Raw genomic sequence first — 19153 nt, forward strand, 5'->3', positions numbered from 1 at the left:
ATAATAAAAAAACTCTCCAGGAGGAGAGTCAATTTGTCAGTAAATTCAATTGTTCAAAGAAGTTCGGATAGGAAATCGAGATACATTCCGCATCATCGATCACAACTTCACCGGAAGCCGCCAAAGCACCGATTGCCGCCATCATGCCCAGGCGGTGATCGCCGTAAGAGGTCATTTCAGCACCGGTCAAGGCCGTAGGTCCATGGATGATCATGCCATCTTCCGTCGCTTCGATGTCCGCACCCATTTTCGACAATTCCTTGACGACTGCTGCAATTCGGTCGGTTTCCTTGACCCGCAGCTCTTCAGCGTCTTTAATCACGGTCGTTCCTTCTGCCTGCGTCGCAATAAGGGCGATCAAAGGAATTTCATCAATCAGCCGTGGAATCAAGTCACCGCCGATTTCAATCCCTTTCAAATTGCTGGAATAAACGGTCAGGTCAGCGGAACGCTCTCCCTGTGTATCGTTTTCTTCCAGATTAAAAGAAGCGCCCATTTGTTCAATCACATCCAAAATGCCTGTACGAGTCGGATTGATGCCGACATTCTCCAAAATCACTTTACTGTCTTCTGTAATCAAAGCCGCTCCGATCATGAACGCAGCCGATGATATGTCACCTGGCACCTGTACATGGGCTGCCGTCAGCTTCTGGCCGCCTTCCAGCTTGATCTGGTGATCTTCACGCGTAATTGTGGCCCCAAAATGTTCCAGCATGATTTCCGTATGGTCGCGTGACGCAATCGGTTCGTGGATGACTGTCTTGCCAACCGCTTTCAGTGCTGCCAAGAGAATCGCGGATTTCACTTGAGCACTGGCAACAGGCAATGTATAGTCAATTGCCTTCAACTGTGTTCCTTGAACTGCTAAAGGCGTGTATTGTCCATCCATCCGTCCACGGATATCGGCTCCCATTTCACGAAGCGGATTGATGATTCGCTTCATTGGACGTTTGGCGATCGATTCATCGCCTGCCAGAATCGAATGGAAGGATGTTCCCGCCAATAAACCAAGCATCAGGCGAGTGGTGGTACCTGAATTTCCTGTGTCCAGAACCTCGGAAGGCTCTTTCCAGGAATCTTCCCCCTCGCTTTGGATGGTAACAAGGTCATCTGCAATATCAATTTCGACGCCTAATTTTTTGAAGCAGGATATGGTGCTTAAACAATCGTCTCCCATCAGGAAGCCTTCAACTGTAGTTTTCCCGGTAGCCATCGAACCGAACATGATGGCACGGTGGGAGATGGATTTGTCCCCTGGCACTTTGATGCTGCCGGTCAGGGAAGGTTTTTTATACGTTAACGATATTGCCATGGGCTTATCCGTCCTTTCAGGAAATATACGAATCATAGACAGTCCGTGCCGAAATGCATTTCTGTGCACGGGCACGGTCTTCAGCAGTTTGGAAACTGATGACGAGAATACCGAACACATCCTCACGCGTTTCCAGAATCCGAAGATTGACGATGCTGATCTGTTCTTCTGCCAGATAGCCCGTCAATTCCGATATACTTCCGGGAACATCGGGGATGTCAATGTAAAGGTCAAATACGGAAAACATCGCTCCATGTCCGGCTATCGGGAGTTTGTCGCGTACCGTTTTGGCATGCGAAAAGAATTGCTCGATCGGTTCAGGGTCGTTTTTCACGAGCATATCTTTCAATTGATCCATCTGCTCCATCCAATTGCTTAATTGCTGGACGATCATCGCGTTGTTTTGGGTGGTGATGTCACGCCACATTTCCGGATTCGATGAAGCAATACGTGTCGTATCCCGGAAACCGCCTGCTGCCAACTGCCGGGCAAAAGGGAATTTCTCCTCCTGATCCAATTGATGGACCAGCGAAGCAGCGATCAAATGCGGAAAATGACTGACGATCGCTGTCATATGATCGTGTTCTTCAGCTGGCAGCACTTCGATTTTCGCTTTTGTCACCGCCAATAATTTCTTTAGGAACTGGAGACTCTTTTCATCCGTTTTATCACCAGGCGTTAAAATATAGAAGGCATTTTCAAATAAGACGTCTTTTGCAGCCTCTACACCGCTTTTATGGGAACCAGCCATCGGATGACCGCCTATAAAAATATGATCCAGACTTTTTGAAGCTTCCATTATTTGTATTTTCGTACTGCCTGTATCCGTTAAAATGACATCTTCTTTTAAATTCCAGTATCTGCTTTGCTCCATCAGTTTAATCGTGGCACCTACGGGCGTAGCAAAAATGATGAGATCCGCTTCAGAAGCTGCTTGTTCAAGTGATGGAGGCGAACTATGTATTATGCCCATCTTAAAAGCTTTTCTTGCAGTTAATGCATCAGCATCGTAGCCGGCGACATGGACATCGCTATTGCGCTGAAGCGCTTTTGCCAGCGATCCGCCAATCAAGCCCAATCCGATGATTAAAATATGAGTTGTCACGTCGAACTCACCTGGCTTTTAGCCGTCAGATCCGGGCGCAGTTTCGTCGCTTCATTTAAGTAAATATGATGGATTTCCTGTTGGCTAAGCTCTGTATTGACATGCATCATGACTCGTATGCACAAAGGCATGCTTCCGGGAACGTCCATTTCATGCGTGCACATGACCGGTACATAATTCCAATCTTCAATTGTTCGGACAGCCTTTGCAGGAAAAGCCGAAGAAATATCAGTTGTTGTCGAAATGATGACAGAAGCAACATGATCCGGTTCGATCTTGTTTTCTTTGGCCATCTCCAAAACCAGCCGTCTTGTTTCTTTCAGGACTTCTTCCGGCTGATCTGCAGAAACCGTGATTGCACCTCTTACTCCACGTATCATTAAATCACTTCTCCTATCTGTAAAACTAATTTTCCATATGCTTTACTGGCGTGCAGTTCTTCCACTTTTTCCACAAAAGGCTTGCCCGTCTGCTCCAGCAGCACAAAATTCAACGCACCTTTCGAGGACTTCTTATCTTTTTTCATATAAGGCAATAAGGCTTCAAATTGAATTTCCCGCAATAAATGAAGTGGATAGCCATTTGCATTGGACCATCGGATGAATTCATCCAATTTTTCGTGTCCTGAAAGCAACAATGCGTAGGACATGCCCAACACCACCGCTTCTCCATGCGTAATTTTGCCGTAACCCAGGTGCCCCTCTAAAGCGTGTGCCAAAGTATGGCCGAAATTCAAGTATTTGCGGACGCCGCCTTCAAATTCATCTTCTTCGACTATAGCAGCTTTTACTGCAATGCCTTTTTCCAAATGCCGATTCAGATCCTCTTGGGAGATATCCGCGAAATCACGGATTGACAAGAGTTCTGCCAGCCACTCTTCATTGGATATGAAAGCATGTTTGATCACTTCAGCCATTCCAGAACGAATTTCTCCCGGTGGCAATGTAGTGAGCAGCTTGCTGTCATACAAAACCGCTTTCGGCTGATAAAACGTACCGATCATATTTTTACCCAATTCGTGATTGATGGCTGTTTTTCCACCTACCGCACTGTCATGGGCTAAAATCGTCGTTGGAAGCTGGATGAACGGAATGCCGCGCATAAAAGTTGAAGCGACAAATCCAGCCACATCTCCTGTCGCTCCTCCTCCAAATGCCAACAACAATGAATTTCTTGAACAGTTTTCGGATAACAGAAAGCTATGGCAGGCCATGAAGGTCTCCACAGACTTCGCATTTTCTCCGGCAGGGACCGTCATGACACGGATATCCCAGTCTGCCAGAAAACCCATTAAATACTGCAAGTGAAGCTCTGCAACCCGTTCATCCGCTATAACGACAATGCGGTCTGCCGCATCGAGCAAAGGACGATATGCATCAGCAAACAAATCGAATACCCCAGAACCGATGTGGACTGTATATGGTTGATCAGCTTCGACCCGCAATTGCTTCATGCTTAAAACTCCTTCGTGTAATTCATGTAATTTTTCAGGTTATCGACCAAACGCGGCATTTGATCCGCATCAAATTGATCCAGCAATGCGTTCGCAACTTCCCAGGCCACTACATGCTCGGCAACAATGGATGCTGCCGGAACCGCACAGCTGTCAGATCGCTCAATGCTTGCCTGAAACGGCTCTTTTGTTTCGATGTCCACACTGTTTAACGGTTTGTATAAGGTCGGGATCGGTTTCATGACCCCTCTGACAATAATCGGCATTCCGGTTGTCATGCCGCCTTCGAATCCACCCAGATTATTGGTTTTGCGCGTATAGCCATGTTCTTCATCCCATAGGATTTCATCATGCACTTCACTGCCGGGTTTACGGGCCATTTCAAATCCCAAACCAAATTCCACGCCTTTAAAGGCATTGATGCTCATAATCGCTGCTGCCAATTTAGCATCCAGTTTCCGGTCATAATGGACATAGCTTCCGATCCCTGCCGGCATGCCTTCTACTATCACTTCCACTGTTCCTCCGATGGAATCGCCATTCTTCTTGGTTTGGTCAATTAAATCCGTCATTTGTTTGGTGACGGAAGGATCTGCACAATATACTGCATCATTTTCAACGATATCACGGATTTCGTCAGCCGACTTTCCAAGATAACTTTCTGGGTTCACCTTAATGCCACCGATTTCGGTTACATGAGAGACGATATTGATGCCCAGTTCTGCGAGCAACTGCTTGGCTACTGCCCCAACTGCTACACGGACCGTCGTTTCACGCGCTGACGACCGCTCCAGGACGTTTCTTAGATCCCGGTGCCCATACTTCATGCCACCGTTCAAATCCGCATGTCCGGGACGTGGGCGCGATATTTGGCGCTTCACTTCTTCTGTCTCTTCGATCGGTTCGATACCCATAATGGAAGTCCAATGTTTCCAATCGTCATTCGCAACGACTAAAGCTACAGGAGAGCCCAATGTTTTGCCATGCCGAACGCCGGAAACAATTTCAACCGTATCTTTCTCGATTTGCATCCGTCTTCCGCGTCCATGTCCGCCTTGGCGTCTTTTCAACTCTTTATTGATCATTTCTGCCGTCAAAGGCAATTGCGCCGGCAACCCCTCTATGATGGCAGTCAATTGCGGACCGTGTGATTCTCCTGCTGTTAAATAACGCATTTACGCTTTCTCCCTTCAACGTGCTAAAGTATTTATGTATCACTATACCATAAGGCATTTCTTCAATTCTATATGAAAATCAGATAAAGTGAAACTTCAATCAATTGAGAATTTTTACCTTCAATATTTGTTCATTTCCAAAATGAAATAGAGCCGCCCGAAAACCGGACGGCTCTATCAGTAAATATAAAAAAAAGCAGCTGAGCTGCTTTTCATCAGATTGGATTAGTTAACCCAGCTGTTCATTGTTTTTTCGTATGAAACCAATTCTTCTTCTTTGAAGAACAAGCCGATTTCGCGTTCTGCGCTTTCAGCAGAATCCGAACCGTGGATCATGTTTTTGCCGACAGTAACTGCGAAGTCGCCGCGGATCGTTCCTGGAGCTGCATCTTTAGGGTTTGTAGCGCCCATCATTTGACGTGCAGTCAAAATAACGTTTTCGCCTTCCCAAACCATTGCGAATACAGGACCTGAAGTGATGAATTCAACCAATTCGCCGAAGAATGGACGTTCTTTGTGCTCGCCGTAATGTTCTTCTGCCAATTCAGTAGGGATCTGCATCAATTTAGCACCTGCTAAATGATATCCTTTTTTCTCGAAACGTGCGACGATTTCTCCGATTACGTTACGTTGAACGCCGTCTGGTTTAACCATTAAAAATGTTTTTTCCATTGTAAACACTCCTCTATTAAAAGCTCAGGCTTATTGCCCACCTTAAAAAATACTATCATTGTCGAGTCATTTGTCAACCGGCAACTTAAAAATTCCGTTTCCCGATAAAGAATGCAATTTTCCGCATTGTTTTCACCGCTCGCCCTTTTGGCAGGAATGTAAGTTCACGCAAAGCTTTTTCCAAATACCGTTCGCTCATCGCTTTTGCTTCCTCGATAGCAGAACTCTTGCGGATTGTCTCGACAATCCGCAACCGTTCTTCAGTGGATAATTCCTTATTTAAATTTTCTTTCAACATGGCATAGATTTCGGGATCCTTTCGCGCACACAAAATAGGCAAAGTGATATTTCCTTGGATAAAATCGCTGCCCGCCGGTTTTCCCAGTTCTTCATCAGTTGATGTGAAATCGAGAATATCATCGATAATCTGGAAGGACATCCCGATAAAATAGCCGAAACGGCGAAGATGAGCTGCAGTTTTTTCATCAGTTCCCGAAACAAGCGCGCCCAATTCACAGCTCGAAGAAATCAACAAAGCCGTCTTCCGTTTGATGCGGCGGAAATAATCCCGCAAATTTTGATCCAATTTGTATTTATCTTTGATCTGAATAATTTCACCACGGCAAACTTCAATCAAAGTCTTCGAGAGGATCTCATGGACACGTGGAGATTCAATTTCAGTTATCCGTTCCAATGCACGCGCCAAAATAAAATCTCCTGTATACATCGCAACACTGTTGTTCCACTGCGCCTTGACAGTCGGTTGGCCTCTCCGGATCTCCGAGTCATCAATGACGTCATCATGGACCAATGAAGCCATGTGGATCAGTTCCAGCGGCACGGCTACGCGTTTCATGACATCAATATCATAATCGCCGAATTTTCCTGCAAGCAAAACAAAAACAGGTCGGATTCTTTTCCCTCCGGCCTGCAATAAATGAAGAGACGCATCATTTAAAAGGAGAGATTTGGAATCCACTGCCTGTTCCAATTCCTTCTCGATCATTTCCAGTTCCGGTCTAAGGTCGGAATAGAGCAATTTCAACTTCATCTTTTCCACTTAAAATCCTTCTCCCGCTAATTTACTTTTTTATTCCTAGGTGGAGGGCTGCGGCGCCTCCTGTATACGGTTTGTACTTCACTTTTTCAAATCCGACTTCCGTGAACAGTTTCGCCAGCTGTTTCATGCCCGGGAAAGTTTTTGCCGATTCCTGCAACCATGAATACTCTTTATAGCTTTTAGCGAAAAGCTTGCCGAAGACTGGCATGATGAAACGGAAATACACTCTGAAAAATGGTTTGAAGAGAATGTTCTCAGGCTGTGATGTTTCTAGACAGGCAATCATTCCACCCGGCTTCAGTACGCGGTGCATTTCAGAAAGGACCTGGCGGTAATCCGGAACATTACGAAGACCGAAACCGATTGTCGCAAAGTCAAATGAATTATCGGGATATGGCAGTGACATGGCATTTCCCTGTATCAATTTGATTTGAGGCATTTCCTTGGTTTTCTCATGTCCGACATTCAGCATGTTCTGGCTGAAGTCCAGGCCGACGACCTGACCGGTTTCACCGACAGCTTTTCCAAGCGCAATGGTCCAATCAGCAGTTCCACAGCAAACATCGATAGCTGCAGCACCTTTGGGAACCTGCATTTTATACATGGTATCTTCACGCCATTTGTTATGCTGCTGAAAACTGATGACTGAATTCATCTGGTCATAGTTCTCTGAAATCTTTTCAAATACTTCGTGGACTCTTTGTTCTTTTGTTTTAGGCATATCAGTCATCCTTCTCGGGTCAGCTGCTCAGCTCTATGCTGGTGCGGGGTTATTTGATGGAGCAAAAATTGTGCCAGTTCATAATCCAGTGAACAATCAGCGATGGATGCTAATATCCGTCCATGCAGGCTATCCAGCTTTTCCAGCAACCAATGTTCGGTATAAATTTCATGAACAAGATTGGCGTTCAGTTCACGAAGGAAAAGGGTATAATTTTTGGATTGCAACCGCTTCAGCTCGTCTGTGTAGCGTATATACAGCAACGCCTGTTCAGCGATTGGAGCGTATTCGGTATAGCCATAGAATCTATAAAATGACATTAAAAGTTCAGTTTCAATAATAGTAATCGCTTCTTCTATTTCTTCAATCGGCCGGATCTCGTCTTCAAAGAACGAAGTTTTCTTTTCACTCACTTGAATAATGGCGGACGCCAGGTGCTGGACCATGGCAATATTCTCGGCATTCACCAGCATCTGATAATAGATTCCACTGTACAGATCACCAGCAAGCACGGTCAATTGCTGTTCTTTGATGATAGGTGCATCTTCTCTGATTTGATCATGGGCATGCAAAGCGGCATAGACGATGGAAACCGTTTTTGCAGAGGACTCGATATCTGCCGACCAAGTTTTCCCGTCGAAAAAAGGCAATAACAAAAAAAACAAACGGGATTCTTTGACGGATGGACCATCTGTAAACTGGTCGAGTGTCCGCTGGCGCACAGCATTCAAGACCTCGATTTCCATGGAAATAATTTTCGATTGTATTTGATGTCCCTTCATACTGCTTGCTCCATTCATGATTTAGCCATACTACAATAGTATATCACAGGCAAAGCCTTGCCTTCATCCAATATCGTTTATTTTTTAGCTTCGCTTTCGACGATACCATGGGCAGAATGAATTTCCGCTTTACCGCGGATTTTCATAGCTGAAGTGTGCTCCGTAAACTGGGCAATCATCACTTCGCCTTTATCCAATTTTTCAGTATGGTGAAATTTTGTGTCGTTGCCGCGCGTCAATCCGATGACATTCACACCGTCTTCCTGGGCGCGGATAATAATATATTCTGTCTGAGCCATTTTCACACCTGCTTTTCCGTATTAGTCCATATTGATATAAGTGATGACTTCCGAACGTTTGATGTCATCGGTTTCCAGTATCCCACGGGATACTGCTGTCACTGTCTTCGAGCCCGGCTTCTTGATGCCTCTCATGGTCATGCACATATGCTCGGCTTCAATCATGACGTAAACGCCATGCGGATTTAATGTTTCCATCAATGAATCTGCAATCGTCGAAGTGATGCGTTCCTGGAGCTGTGGACGTTTCGCAACTGTCTCTACCGCACGGGCCAATTTGCTTAACCCAGTCACAACCCCATCGCGAGGAATATAGGCGATATGCGCTTTTCCGAAAAACGGAACGAGGTGATGTTCGCACATCGAGTAGAAAGGAATATCTTTGACGAGCACCAGTTCTTCATGGCCTTCATGAAAAACGGTTTTGAAATATTCTTTCGGATCTTCCTTTAATCCAGAAAATACTTCCGCATACATCTTAGCTACCCTTTTAGGCGTATCCTTTAATCCTTCTCGGTTTACGTCTTCCCCAACCGCCTCTAAAATCATCGAGACAGCTTGTTCTATTTTATCAAGGTCTACCTTCTGTGTTTTCACATCTATCATTCTGTTTCCTCCTGTTGAAGACGAATCGTTATTTGGATGGCAGCAGGATGGCTACCGGCGGATATGTTTTTAACTGTGCTTTTCCTGGAATGCTTTTGCTTTTCTCATCAATGGCTTCGGCGATCAAACCCTCGGGATCATAAGCCGTTCCGCCTGTGTGGCAAAGGGCGCCACTTCGGCAGCCCGTCTTATGCCTGTCGGAGGCCCACAGGATGTGGGTCAGGTAACCGTTGCGGCAGGAAGCCGCGATTTTAGGTTACCTTCCTTAAGCCGCTTCCGCTTTTCTCACTGTCTAGCTCCGGGAGCCAGACCCTCGGGGTCATAAGGCAACCCAGCTGCGTGGCAAAGGACGCCACTCTGCTGGTCTGCCTTATGCCTGTCGGGTCTAAACGGTTCCCTCCGCTTTTCTCATTGTCCAGCTCCAACGGCCTGCTCCTCGGGTCATAAGCCACTCTGGCTATGCGGCAAAGGACGCCGCTTCGCCAGATCGTCTTATGCCTGTCAGAGCAGAACGGCCGCTTCCGCTTTTCTCACATGAATCGTAGCATACGCACAGGTGTTTCGCAAAACTGTTGACTCAAAAAAAGAATGACTTTTGCAAGATTGTGTCTCGCAAAAGTCATCCTATGTACAGAGGCTAAAGCTTACTTCACTGCATCTTTAAGCGCTTTACCTGGCTTAAATGCAGGAACTTTGCTTGCAGCGATCTCGATTTCAGCGCCAGTCTGCGGGTTACGTCCTTTGCGGGCCGCGCGTTCGCGTACTTCAAAGTTACCGAATCCGATCAACTGAACTTTTTCACCTTTAGTTAGAGCGTCTTGAATCGTCTCAAATGCAGCGTCAACTGCTTTGGCAGCGTCTTTACGAGAAAGTTCAGCTGCTTCAGCAACAGAGTTCACTAATTCTGTTTTGTTCATGCTATTCACCTCCTCTCAAAGGGGATGCAATCATCAATCCTGTAAAAAGAGTATCACATCGAAAATCGCATAGCAACAACAAACAGCCCGCTTTTTCAATAAAACCACCAAATACTAACAAAACTTTCTAAAAAGCGGTCATTTCTATCAAAAACGCGTCAAATCAATGTTTTCACTCGCTTAAAAATACCGGTTCATTTTCTTCGTTTATAGTGTAGGGAAGTGAATAGGCAGGGACCACTGGATGGTCCTCATAAAGGATGAAACGGATATCCTGGCCTGGTTCCAGCTCCCCTTCATATTCCTGAAGAGCAGAATAAAGATCCATCGAATAATCGATGTAAACATCCCCGCTGCCTGTGATCACCATCGGCAAATTACGGCCGCTGTAAGGGCTCACGGCTGTCGGTTCCTCAGAAAAACCCATCGCTTTGTGGTTGAACTTATAGACATTATCTGCAAGGATATCGGATATCGGAGCTTGTCCTCCGTTGGCACTTTTCCGCACATTGACGGATCTTATCGCTTCCGCGGACTGCAGATCGACCAACTTCACTGTTGGATTTTCTTCAACATTCATAAGTACGTACTGAAAAATACCGCCGGTTTCAAATGCGTTTGTCGGCACTTCTGCTGTATAATCAGGAACGATTTTCGAGAAATCGACAGGGTATTTGATGAACTGATCAACATCCATTTCCCGAGTCTTGATCGGCAGCAAACCACCTGTCGCTCCCCTGTATTGATTTACTGCATTTTGAACTGTAATCAGTTGATCCTCATACGGAATCTGATTTTCAGCTCTTTCGCTTTGAGGATATCCGCAGGCTGTCAGAAATGCAGAAATCAGCAGAAGCAGAATGAGCATTGATGTTTTTTTCATTTTTCTCACCTCATGCGCCGCCGGTAGGGCCGCTGAATACCGTGAATATCATGATGAAGAATCCAAGAATCAGCAAGATGTATGCAACTAGCGCGAAAATAAATTTAAGGATGCCGTTTTTCAGTTTGTATCTGCTTAAATAGATAAAGCCCATTGAAATCATCAAAAAAGCAATCCCAGCAAATGATACCCACATTTTATCTAAAGCACTCATAATTGCCCGCCTTTCATAGTGTTTCAGTCAATAGTATAGCATAAAAAAAGAAGAGTCAGCTTGTAGCATCCTCTTCTTTTGTGACAATTAAAGCAAGTTGATCAAATCTTCCATTTCGTTCTTCTTCATGCGTCCCATCAACTTTCCAACCGCATCGTCAGTCGACACATTATCAAAAAGAACAGCATAAAGCGCCGCTGTGATCGGCATCGGTACATCATATGCTTTAGACAATTGATAAGCCGCTTTTGTGGTGCGGATCCCTTCGACGACCATGCCCATTTCTTCCAGCACTTCGTCGAGGGACTTGCCTTTGCCGAGCATATTTCCTGCCCGCCAATTACGCGAATGTACACTCGTACAGGTCACGATTAAGTCACCCACTCCGGTCAATCCAGAGAACGTGAGGGGGGTTGCTCCCATTTTTACGCCGAGACGGGCGATTTCAGCCAGTCCGCGTGTCATGATGGCCGCTTTCGCATTATCGCCGAAACCTAAACCGTCAGTGATCCCCACTGCCAAGGCAATGATGTTCTTCAAAGCACCGCCGATTTCAACGCCAATAACGTCAGTATTGGTATAGACACGGAAATAATGGTTCATGAACAGATCCTGGATCCGATTAGCTGCTGCGGTGTTCTCGCAAGCCGCTGTAACGGTGGTCGGATGCTCCTGAACCACTTCTTCCGCATGGCTTGGACCGGACAATACAACCACATCTTCAATCCATTGTTCCGGTATTTCCTCACGGATCATTTCACTAATCCGCTTTAGTGAATCCGGTTCAATTCCTTTGGAAACGTGGACGAATAGAATTTTACGATCCAGATTCCTTTTGATATCCTGGCAGACTTCCCGGATGGCTTTCGTCGGAACAGCGAGGACAAAAATATCCGCGTGCTCGACAGCTGCAGCCAAATCGCTCGTCGCCTTCAGGCTCTCCGGTAATTGCGTTTCTTTTAAATACCGTTTGTTTGTATGCTGGTTGATCTCATCAGCCTGTTCCTGGCGATGTGTCCATAGCAATAAATCATGGCCGTTTTGAGCCAATACATAACTCAATGCGGTCCCCCAGCTTCCTGCTCCAAAAACAGAAACTTTTTCCATAAGCTAAAACCACCTTTTACCTTAAGTACGCGCTCTCGTTATCAGACGAAGAGGAGTTCCTTCAAAATCGAAGCTTTCGCGGATCCGGTTCTGCAGGAAGCGTTCATAGCTGAAATGCATCAGATCCGGTTCGTTGACAAAGACGACGAATGTCGGCGGCTTGATGGCCACTTGAGTTGCATAATAAACACGCAGACGACGGCCTTTATCCGTTGGTGCCGGATTCATGGCAACTGCGTCTTCAATTACTTCGTTCAAGATACTCGACTGGATGCGTCTCGAATGGTTATCGTTCACTTTGTTGACGATTTCCAAAATACTATGGACACGCTTGCCGCTGATTGCGGAGACAAACATGATCGGTGCATAATCCAGGAATAGGAAATGCTCACGGATTTTGCGTGTCATGACATTCATGGTTTTTTCATCTTTTTCGATGGCATCCCATTTGTTGACGATAATAATGATAGCTTTACCGGCTTCGTGTGCATATCCGGCGATTTTTTTATCCTGTTCCTGAATGCCTTCTTCTGCGTTCAAGACCACTAAAACAACGTCCGAGCGTTCAATGGCGCGCAAAGCACGCAATACACTGTATTTCTCAGTCGTCTCATAAACTTTCCCTTTTTTGCGCATTCCAGCCGTATCGATAATAACGTATGGCTGGTCATTGTATTCATATTGAGTATCAATAGCGTCGCGCGTGGTTCCTGCGACTTCACTGACGATAACGCGTTCTTCACCCAGGAATGAATTCACAAGAGATGATTTGCCGACATTCGGACGGCCGATCAATGAGAATTTGATGACGTCATCCGGATACTCTTCTTCATCGTCTGTCGGGAAGTTTTTGGCTACTTCGTCCAAAAGATCCCCTAATCCCAATCCGTGTGATCCTGAAAGCGGAAAAGGTTCGCCCATTCCGAGCGTGTAGAAATCATAGATCATGTGGCGCATATCAGGATTATCGATTTTATTGACGGCCAAAATGACCGGTTTTTTTGTACGGTATAAAATTTTGGCTACCTGCTCGTCCTGTGCTGTAACGCCATCGCGTCCGTTGACAAGGAAAATGATGACATCCGCTTCGTCCATGGCGATTTCTGCCTGCTGGCGGATCTGTTCAAGGAATGGCTCGTCACGTAGATCGATGCCTCCTGTGTCTATAATGTTAAATTCATGTGTCAGCCAATCTGCCGAGCTGTAAATACGGTCACGCGTCACTCCTGGAATATCTTCCACTATGGAAACCCGTTCTCCTACCACGCGATTGAATATCGTGGACTTACCAACGTTCGGCCGGCCTACTATTGCTACTACCGGTTTAGACATAATAAATTCATCCTTCCACTTCTGATATGCCTATTATACACGAAAAAGGCGATGGCATCTGTTAAATGTCCATCCCCTTAAAATGTGCAATATTCAGTTTTTCTCCGGGTTTGCATAAGATGCCGGACTAAAGCCTCTGGCACTGAGATACTGTGCCAGTTCCCCGCTGATGACTGCCGGACATTTCTGCAGCTCTGTCAGGTTTTCTGCTCCAAGGGCCGTCATTATCATCGCCAAATCTTCATACAGCGCTTCTATATCATTGATGAGCTGAGTTTCGCCATCTTGTATTGCGGTCTTCAGGAAAGAACCTGCGAGACCTATTGCATCTGCTCCCAGTAGAAAAGCTTTAATCATGTCCTGTGCATCCTGTATGCCGCCGGAAGCAAGGACCGTTTTTTTAAAGACGCTCTTCACTTCCACAATAGCTGCAGCTGTTGGGATGCCCCAATCTTCAAAATAGGAAAGCTTTCTTCGGCGCCGCTCATTTTCAATGAGCGCAAAATTCGTTCCGCCAAAACCGCTGACATCAATTGCCGATATACCGGTATCCTTCAATTTTTCTGCAGCTTCGCGCGATACGCCAAAGCCCGTCTCTTTGATGATTACAGGGACGGAAAGATGCTCAGCAATTGCCTGTATGCGTTCCAGCGCTCCCCGGAAATCACGATCTCCTTCAGGCATGGTCAACTCCTGCACGACATTCAAATGGATCTGCAATGCGTTTGCTTCGATCATTTCAACCGCTTGCGCTGCCTGTTGCACAGTTGCTTCACTGCCAAGGTTCGCGAACAGGATGCCTTCGGGGTTTTGCTTTCTGACAATTGCATAGGACTGCCGTTCACTGCTGTCTTTGAGTGCTGCCATCTGCGACCCAACAGCCATCGCAACTCCAGTCTCTCTGGCAACCCGAGCTAAAAGACCGTTCAATTGTTCGGTGTCCCTGCCTCCGCCGCCCGTCATGGCATTAATAAAAACAGGTGATTTCAAGTTCAAATCACCTGTTTTGGGTTTTATACTAATATCGGCGACCGCCGAATCAGGCAAAGCCTGATGAACAAACCGGATATCATCGAACATGTTTTTTCTGCTCTGCCCTGTCGATAAAGCGTATTGTATATGATCCATTTTCCGTTCGGCTCTCGACATATTATTCGGACTTAAATCCTTTTAATTTATCACCGATTACATCACTGATGGAGAATCCAGTAGACTCTTCAGGCATATCATAACTTGAGAAATCCTGTTCGCCTTCTTTTTCCTGCAGTTCTTTGATGCTGAGCGACAGGCGTTTATCTGCTTTATTGACTTCCAGCACTTTAACTTGAACTTCTTCGCCTTCCGTCAACACTTCGTTCGGTGTTGCGATATGCTTGTGTGCAATTTGAGAAATGTGGACCAACCCTTCAACTCCAGGGAGAACTTCCACAAATGCTCCGTAGCTGACAAGACGTTTGACCGTACCGGTATGGACGGAACCTTTTGGCGCTTTTTCGTCGATGGAATCCCACGGCCCAGGAAGCGTATCCTTGATGGACAGCGAAATGCGTTCTGAATCGCGGTCGACGGACAGTACTTTAACAGTAACTTCCTGCCCTTCCGTGACCACATCAGAAACCTTTTCCACATGTTCATGAGACAATTGGGAGATATGGACCAAGCCGTCCACTCCACCTATATCGACAAATGCGCCAAAGGATGCAATGCGCTGCACTTTCCCTTTCAGCTCGTCTCCGGCATGGATCTGCTCCATCACCTGTTCTTTCTGCGACTCTTTTTCCTTCTCGATGACTGCCCGATGGGAAAGGATCAGACGGTTATTTTCCTTTTCCATTTCGACGATTTTAAAGGTCAATGTCTTGCCTTTATAGTCTTCAAAAGACTCAACAAAGTAATCTTCCACCAAGGAAGCGGGAACAAATCCGCGCACACCCAAATCAACTACCAGACCGCCTTTTACGACGTCTTTTACTTCAGCTTCTATAATCTCGCCTGATTCGAATTTTTTCTCCAATTCATCCCATGCCTGTTCGGCATCGACTTTGCGTTTGGATAAAACAAAATTCTCATCTTCCACTTTCGTTATGATCAGATTCAGCTCGTCACCTACTTCAACGGAATCCGATGCCTTTTCGATATGAAGGCTTGATAACTCACTAATAGGTATGATGCCGTCAAAAGGCGCCCCTTCAATTGTAACGGTCACTGCTTTTTCTTCTATTTTTGCCACTATCCCTTTTACGCGATCTCCTGTTTGGAAGTCACGGTTTTCCATCATGTTCGTTTCCTCTGACATAAGTAGCCCTCCTTCACAAACTATCCACCTTCTATTTTATTCGAATTCTCTAATAAAAACAAAAATTATCACTTATTGTCGGCATACTCATCCAAAATCTTCTGTATACTGCCCATAATGGCTTCGGTCACTTCATCAACTGAAGCTTTCCGCTCGCGGAATGGGTCCATCCGGATCGGTTCTCCGTATACCACTCTGACTTTGCGGAATGCTTTATAAGGTCCGATGATCGCACAGGGCATTACGTCTGCATTGCCGCGGAGCGCGAAAAATCCAGCGCCGCTCAACCCTTTTTTCAATACGCCATCCGTTGAACGGGTGCCTTCAGGAAATAGCCCTACAACTTCACCGCTTTTCAAAATCTTCAGTGCTGTACGGAGAGCTTCACGATCACTCATCCCCCGTTTGACCGGGAAAGCGTTCACCTTCGGAAGAATCGGCCCCAGAATAGGTGCCTTGAAGAGTTCTTCTTTTGCCATGAAATGCACAGTTCTTGGAGCCGTCATTCCGACAACGGGCGGGTCAAGCGCATGGATATGGTTGGAACACAGGAGAATACCGCCTTCTTTTGGAAAATTCTCAGCTCCGATCACTTCAAAACGATATAAAGGACTTAATACGGTTTTTACCAGGCCTTTGCCGACTGCATATAAATTCACTTTACCCCAACCTCTCTTCAGCCAGTTTCAATATTTCCTGAGCCGCCTGATCAATCGTCAGAGCGGTTGTATCGAGATAGATTGCGTCTTCCGCCTGGCGCAGCGGTGCCACTTCGCGTTCGCTGTCCATTTTATCCCTTTCGGCAATTTCAGCCTGCAGATCTTCAAGGGGCGTCAGGATGTCCCTTTTCTTATTTTCCTCGAACCTTCTTCTTGCACGTTCTTCGACAGATGCCGACATGAACACTTTCAATGCTGCGTCCGGTAGGACATGGGTCCCGATATCCCGTCCATCCATGACCACTCCCCGCCCTTCAGCCAATTGCTGCTGCAGTTCAACCATCCGCAGGCGGACCAGTTCATGGGCAGCCATTTCAGAAACAGCTTTCGTTACGTGCTGGGAACGAATCGCTTCTGTTACATCTTTTTTATCTAGGAATACCAATTGGCCGTCATCTGTTGGCTGCAGGTCGATTTCTGTTTTAGATAATAATTTGCCTGCCTCTTCGTTGCTGGCCATATTGATTCCTTCTGTAAGAGCTTTCAATGTAATAGCACGGTACATAGCACCGGTATCGATGTATACATAGCCTAATTTCTCTGCCACAATTTTCGCTATTGTACTTTTGCCTGCAGCAGCTGGCCCATCAATCGCTATTTGTATCGGTTTCGTCAAAATAGTCACCTCATCCTATGTATTCATCATATTTTAACATAAAAAAAAAGTCTTCATGTATAAGACTTTTCTTTAGAAATTCATTTTAGCTCGCCTGATTGCGCTGATGAATTATGGTCATGGTAATGCGTCAGGGAAAGTTGGTGGGCCTGTTTGACTTTTCGGAGGCCGAACCACCAGAGGAACAGCATGAACGGAATGGCTCCGTAAATGATGTTGTCATAAACGTACAGGCTGGTGTTATAAGCCAAATGAAGAATTACAGAACTTATAAACGCCCAACCGATCCAACGCCAGCGTTTACTGCTCCTGGTGAACTTCGCCTTGCCGAAATAATAGCCCATCACAACTCCGAACAATGCATGGCTAGATACCGGCAGGAATGCACGGATAAATGCGGTCTGAAGGCCGAACTCCAGCAGATATAAAATATTCTCGACTGTTGCGAACCCGAGAGAAACACTGGCTCCATAAAGAATTCCGTCGTAAGGATCTTCAAAATCGACATGGCGATAGACCGCTATCAATAAAACCAGCCATTTGAAAAACTCTTCAATCACACTGGAAAACAGGATATTCCGGGTAAAATCATTGGTAAAGACGCCTTCAGCATTAAACACGTATTGGACAAAAAGTATCGGGAACGTCAGAACAGCTCCATATAAAAAACTTTGAAACAGCAGCTTCGACGGTTCACTTGCAAATTGATCGCGCAAATACAAATAACTGAAAAGCGCTAGACTTGGGGCTATTGCTACAGTTAGTAAGATGAACATACGCGTACCCCTTTGTTTGGATTACATCTAGTGTACCATGTTTTGCAACATAATTTTCATCTTAGCTGGATAGTTTTTACCAATTGGCTATCGTTCAAAAACATCAGCCTGTATATCGCTTTTAGCTGACAATAAAACCGCAAGCTTAATACGTGCTTTTTTGCTGTCGTAGTCACTTCCCAAAATAACGCCACGCGTCAACAGGTCATGCGCGCTTCCTGGATAGCTGTATGCAGGATAGGCATTTCCTTCTTCAGCGCCAGTCGTCAGAACCACCGGAATCCCCTGCCTGACCGCATGGTCGATCGCCTCCACCATATGAGGCGACACCTGCCCTCTTCCAGCCGCTTCCAAAACAATACCTTTAGAAGGTCCGGCAACCAGCATATCAATCAAATAGCCATCCTGCCCTGAGTGGCATTTGATGATATCCACCCGAGGCAATGGGCCATGTACAGAGTGAACTTCATGCAGCACCGGCTTCTGATAGACCCTTACTGTATCGTTGTCAATGATGCCAAGATAACCATGACCAAACGAATCAAAGCCCTGCAGATTGCTGGAATGGACTTTTTTAACATATTTGGCGCTGTATATCCGCTCATTGAATACAACAACAGCTCCTATCCCTCTCAGGCTGTGGTCCACCGCCACATAAATGGAGTTGCGGAGGTTGGAGTAGACGTCGGTTCCAACTTCCTCAGGAGAACGCTGTGAGCCTGTGATGACCACAGTCCGTTCATCGTCAATTGTCAGATCCAAGAAATAAGAGGTTTCCTCTAAAGTATCCGTACCATGTGTCACAACGATCCCTTCAACTTCAGGATCCTGCAGTTCTTTAAGGACTGCTTCTCTTACTGTCAACATCTCATCGAAGCCGATATGCATGCTCGGCAACTGGAATACGTCGATTACTTTAACTTCGATTTCTTCCGGCAGCTGGCATAGCTCAGCTAATTCCTTCCCTGAAATCGCACCGGATTTTAAAAGTCCGTTGGAAATCTCCCTGCTGGCAATTGTCCCGCCTGTCGTAATCAATGATACTTTCTTCTTCATATTCCAACTCCCTTTCCTGTTGCGGTTAATCGGCCTCAATTTTCAGGACCAT

General features: G+C 45.9%; 22 protein-coding genes. All 22 read right to left on the reverse strand.

All coding sequences use genetic code 11. The features are described from left to right. Positions 1 to 28: 28 nt before the first annotated feature. The 22 genes from aroA to Q0785_RS07895 all read right to left on the reverse strand — a co-directional run bounded on the left by aroA (position 29) and on the right by Q0785_RS07895 (position 19101). Positions 29 to 1312: a 3-phosphoshikimate 1-carboxyvinyltransferase gene (aroA, locus tag Q0785_RS07790; RefSeq protein ID WP_298828064.1), complete on the reverse strand. Its 1284-nt coding sequence runs from the start codon at positions 1310 to 1312 to the stop codon at positions 29 to 31. Positions 1313 to 1328: 16 nt separating this feature from the next. Beyond that, positions 1329 to 2417, reverse strand: a complete 1089-nt coding sequence (locus tag Q0785_RS07795) for a prephenate dehydrogenase (RefSeq protein WP_298828066.1) — start codon at positions 2415 to 2417, stop codon at positions 1329 to 1331. Beyond that, positions 2414 to 2797: a chorismate mutase gene (gene aroH, locus Q0785_RS07800; protein WP_298828068.1), complete on the reverse strand. Its 384-nt coding sequence runs from the start codon at positions 2795 to 2797 to the stop codon at positions 2414 to 2416. Before aroH ends, Q0785_RS07795 begins: the two co-directional genes overlap by 4 nt. Further along, positions 2797 to 3870: a 3-dehydroquinate synthase gene (gene aroB / locus Q0785_RS07805; RefSeq protein WP_298828070.1), complete on the reverse strand. Its 1074-nt coding sequence runs from the start codon at positions 3868 to 3870 to the stop codon at positions 2797 to 2799. Before aroB ends, aroH begins: the two co-directional genes overlap by 1 nt. Positions 3871 to 3872: 2 nt before the next feature. Next, complete coding sequence (aroC, locus tag Q0785_RS07810; protein WP_223632822.1) at positions 3873 to 5045, reverse strand: chorismate synthase; 1173 nt, start codon at positions 5043 to 5045, stop codon at positions 3873 to 3875. A 225-nt stretch (positions 5046 to 5270) separates the two neighbouring features. Continuing rightward, the gene (gene ndk / locus Q0785_RS07815) at positions 5271 to 5717 is read right to left on the reverse strand and encodes a nucleoside-diphosphate kinase (protein ID WP_008431013.1); all 447 of its coding nucleotides are present in this window, start codon (positions 5715 to 5717) and stop codon (positions 5271 to 5273) included. An 85-nt stretch (positions 5718 to 5802) separates the two neighbouring features. Beyond that, a complete protein-coding gene (gene hepT, locus Q0785_RS07820; RefSeq protein WP_263298539.1) occupies positions 5803 to 6768 on the reverse strand; it encodes a heptaprenyl diphosphate synthase component II in 966 nt (321 codons plus the stop codon). Between the two features lie 31 nt (positions 6769 to 6799). Continuing rightward, entirely contained in the window at positions 6800 to 7498 is a 699-nt protein-coding gene (locus tag Q0785_RS07825) for a demethylmenaquinone methyltransferase (protein WP_223632829.1), read from the reverse strand. Between the two features lie 5 nt (positions 7499 to 7503). Further along, positions 7504 to 8280 (reverse strand): heptaprenyl diphosphate synthase component 1, encoded by a 777-nt coding sequence (locus tag Q0785_RS07830; RefSeq protein ID WP_298828079.1) that lies wholly within the window; start codon positions 8278 to 8280, stop codon positions 7504 to 7506. Positions 8281 to 8357: 77 nt separating this feature from the next. Further along, positions 8358 to 8579, reverse strand: coding sequence for a trp RNA-binding attenuation protein MtrB (gene mtrB / locus Q0785_RS07835; protein ID WP_006829861.1), 222 nt, complete (start codon positions 8577 to 8579; stop codon positions 8358 to 8360). 21 nt (positions 8580 to 8600) lie between these two features. Next, the gene (folE, locus tag Q0785_RS07840; protein WP_298828092.1) at positions 8601 to 9185 is read right to left on the reverse strand and encodes a GTP cyclohydrolase I FolE; all 585 of its coding nucleotides are present in this window, start codon (positions 9183 to 9185) and stop codon (positions 8601 to 8603) included. A gap of 644 nt (positions 9186 to 9829) precedes the next feature. Continuing rightward, positions 9830 to 10102, reverse strand: coding sequence for an HU family DNA-binding protein (locus Q0785_RS07845; protein ID WP_006829858.1), 273 nt, complete (start codon positions 10100 to 10102; stop codon positions 9830 to 9832). Positions 10103 to 10274: 172 nt separating this feature from the next. Continuing rightward, a complete protein-coding gene (locus tag Q0785_RS07850; RefSeq protein WP_298828100.1) occupies positions 10275 to 10985 on the reverse strand; it encodes a hypothetical protein in 711 nt (236 codons plus the stop codon). A gap of 10 nt (positions 10986 to 10995) precedes the next feature. Continuing rightward, the gene (locus tag Q0785_RS07855) at positions 10996 to 11199 is read right to left on the reverse strand and encodes a DUF2768 domain-containing protein (protein ID WP_223632841.1); all 204 of its coding nucleotides are present in this window, start codon (positions 11197 to 11199) and stop codon (positions 10996 to 10998) included. A gap of 87 nt (positions 11200 to 11286) precedes the next feature. After that, positions 11287 to 12306: an NAD(P)H-dependent glycerol-3-phosphate dehydrogenase gene (locus tag Q0785_RS07860; RefSeq protein WP_298828107.1), complete on the reverse strand. Its 1020-nt coding sequence runs from the start codon at positions 12304 to 12306 to the stop codon at positions 11287 to 11289. 21 nt (positions 12307 to 12327) lie between these two features. Further along, entirely contained in the window at positions 12328 to 13638 is a 1311-nt protein-coding gene (gene der, locus Q0785_RS07865; protein ID WP_298828110.1) for a ribosome biogenesis GTPase Der, read from the reverse strand. Between the two features lie 93 nt (positions 13639 to 13731). Next, complete coding sequence (fni, locus tag Q0785_RS07870) at positions 13732 to 14766, reverse strand: type 2 isopentenyl-diphosphate Delta-isomerase (RefSeq protein WP_298828113.1); 1035 nt, start codon at positions 14764 to 14766, stop codon at positions 13732 to 13734. 22 nt (positions 14767 to 14788) lie between these two features. Beyond that, a complete protein-coding gene (rpsA, locus tag Q0785_RS07875; protein ID WP_298828116.1) occupies positions 14789 to 15934 on the reverse strand; it encodes a 30S ribosomal protein S1 in 1146 nt (381 codons plus the stop codon). A 68-nt stretch (positions 15935 to 16002) separates the two neighbouring features. Continuing rightward, complete coding sequence (locus Q0785_RS07880; RefSeq protein WP_298828119.1) at positions 16003 to 16593, reverse strand: lysophospholipid acyltransferase family protein; 591 nt, start codon at positions 16591 to 16593, stop codon at positions 16003 to 16005. Position 16594: 1 nt separating this feature from the next. Then, positions 16595 to 17269: a (d)CMP kinase gene (gene cmk, locus Q0785_RS07885; protein WP_298828123.1), complete on the reverse strand. Its 675-nt coding sequence runs from the start codon at positions 17267 to 17269 to the stop codon at positions 16595 to 16597. A gap of 80 nt (positions 17270 to 17349) precedes the next feature. After that, entirely contained in the window at positions 17350 to 18045 is a 696-nt protein-coding gene (prsW, locus tag Q0785_RS07890) for a glutamic-type intramembrane protease PrsW (RefSeq protein ID WP_298828126.1), read from the reverse strand. Between the two features lie 87 nt (positions 18046 to 18132). Next, positions 18133 to 19101 (reverse strand): asparaginase, encoded by a 969-nt coding sequence (locus Q0785_RS07895; RefSeq protein ID WP_298828129.1) that lies wholly within the window; start codon positions 19099 to 19101, stop codon positions 18133 to 18135. Between the last annotated feature and the right edge of the window lie 52 nt (positions 19102 to 19153).

Source organism: uncultured Planococcus sp., from assembly GCF_947501725.1.
GTDB lineage: Bacteria > Bacillota > Bacilli > Bacillales_A > Planococcaceae > Planococcus > Planococcus donghaensis_C.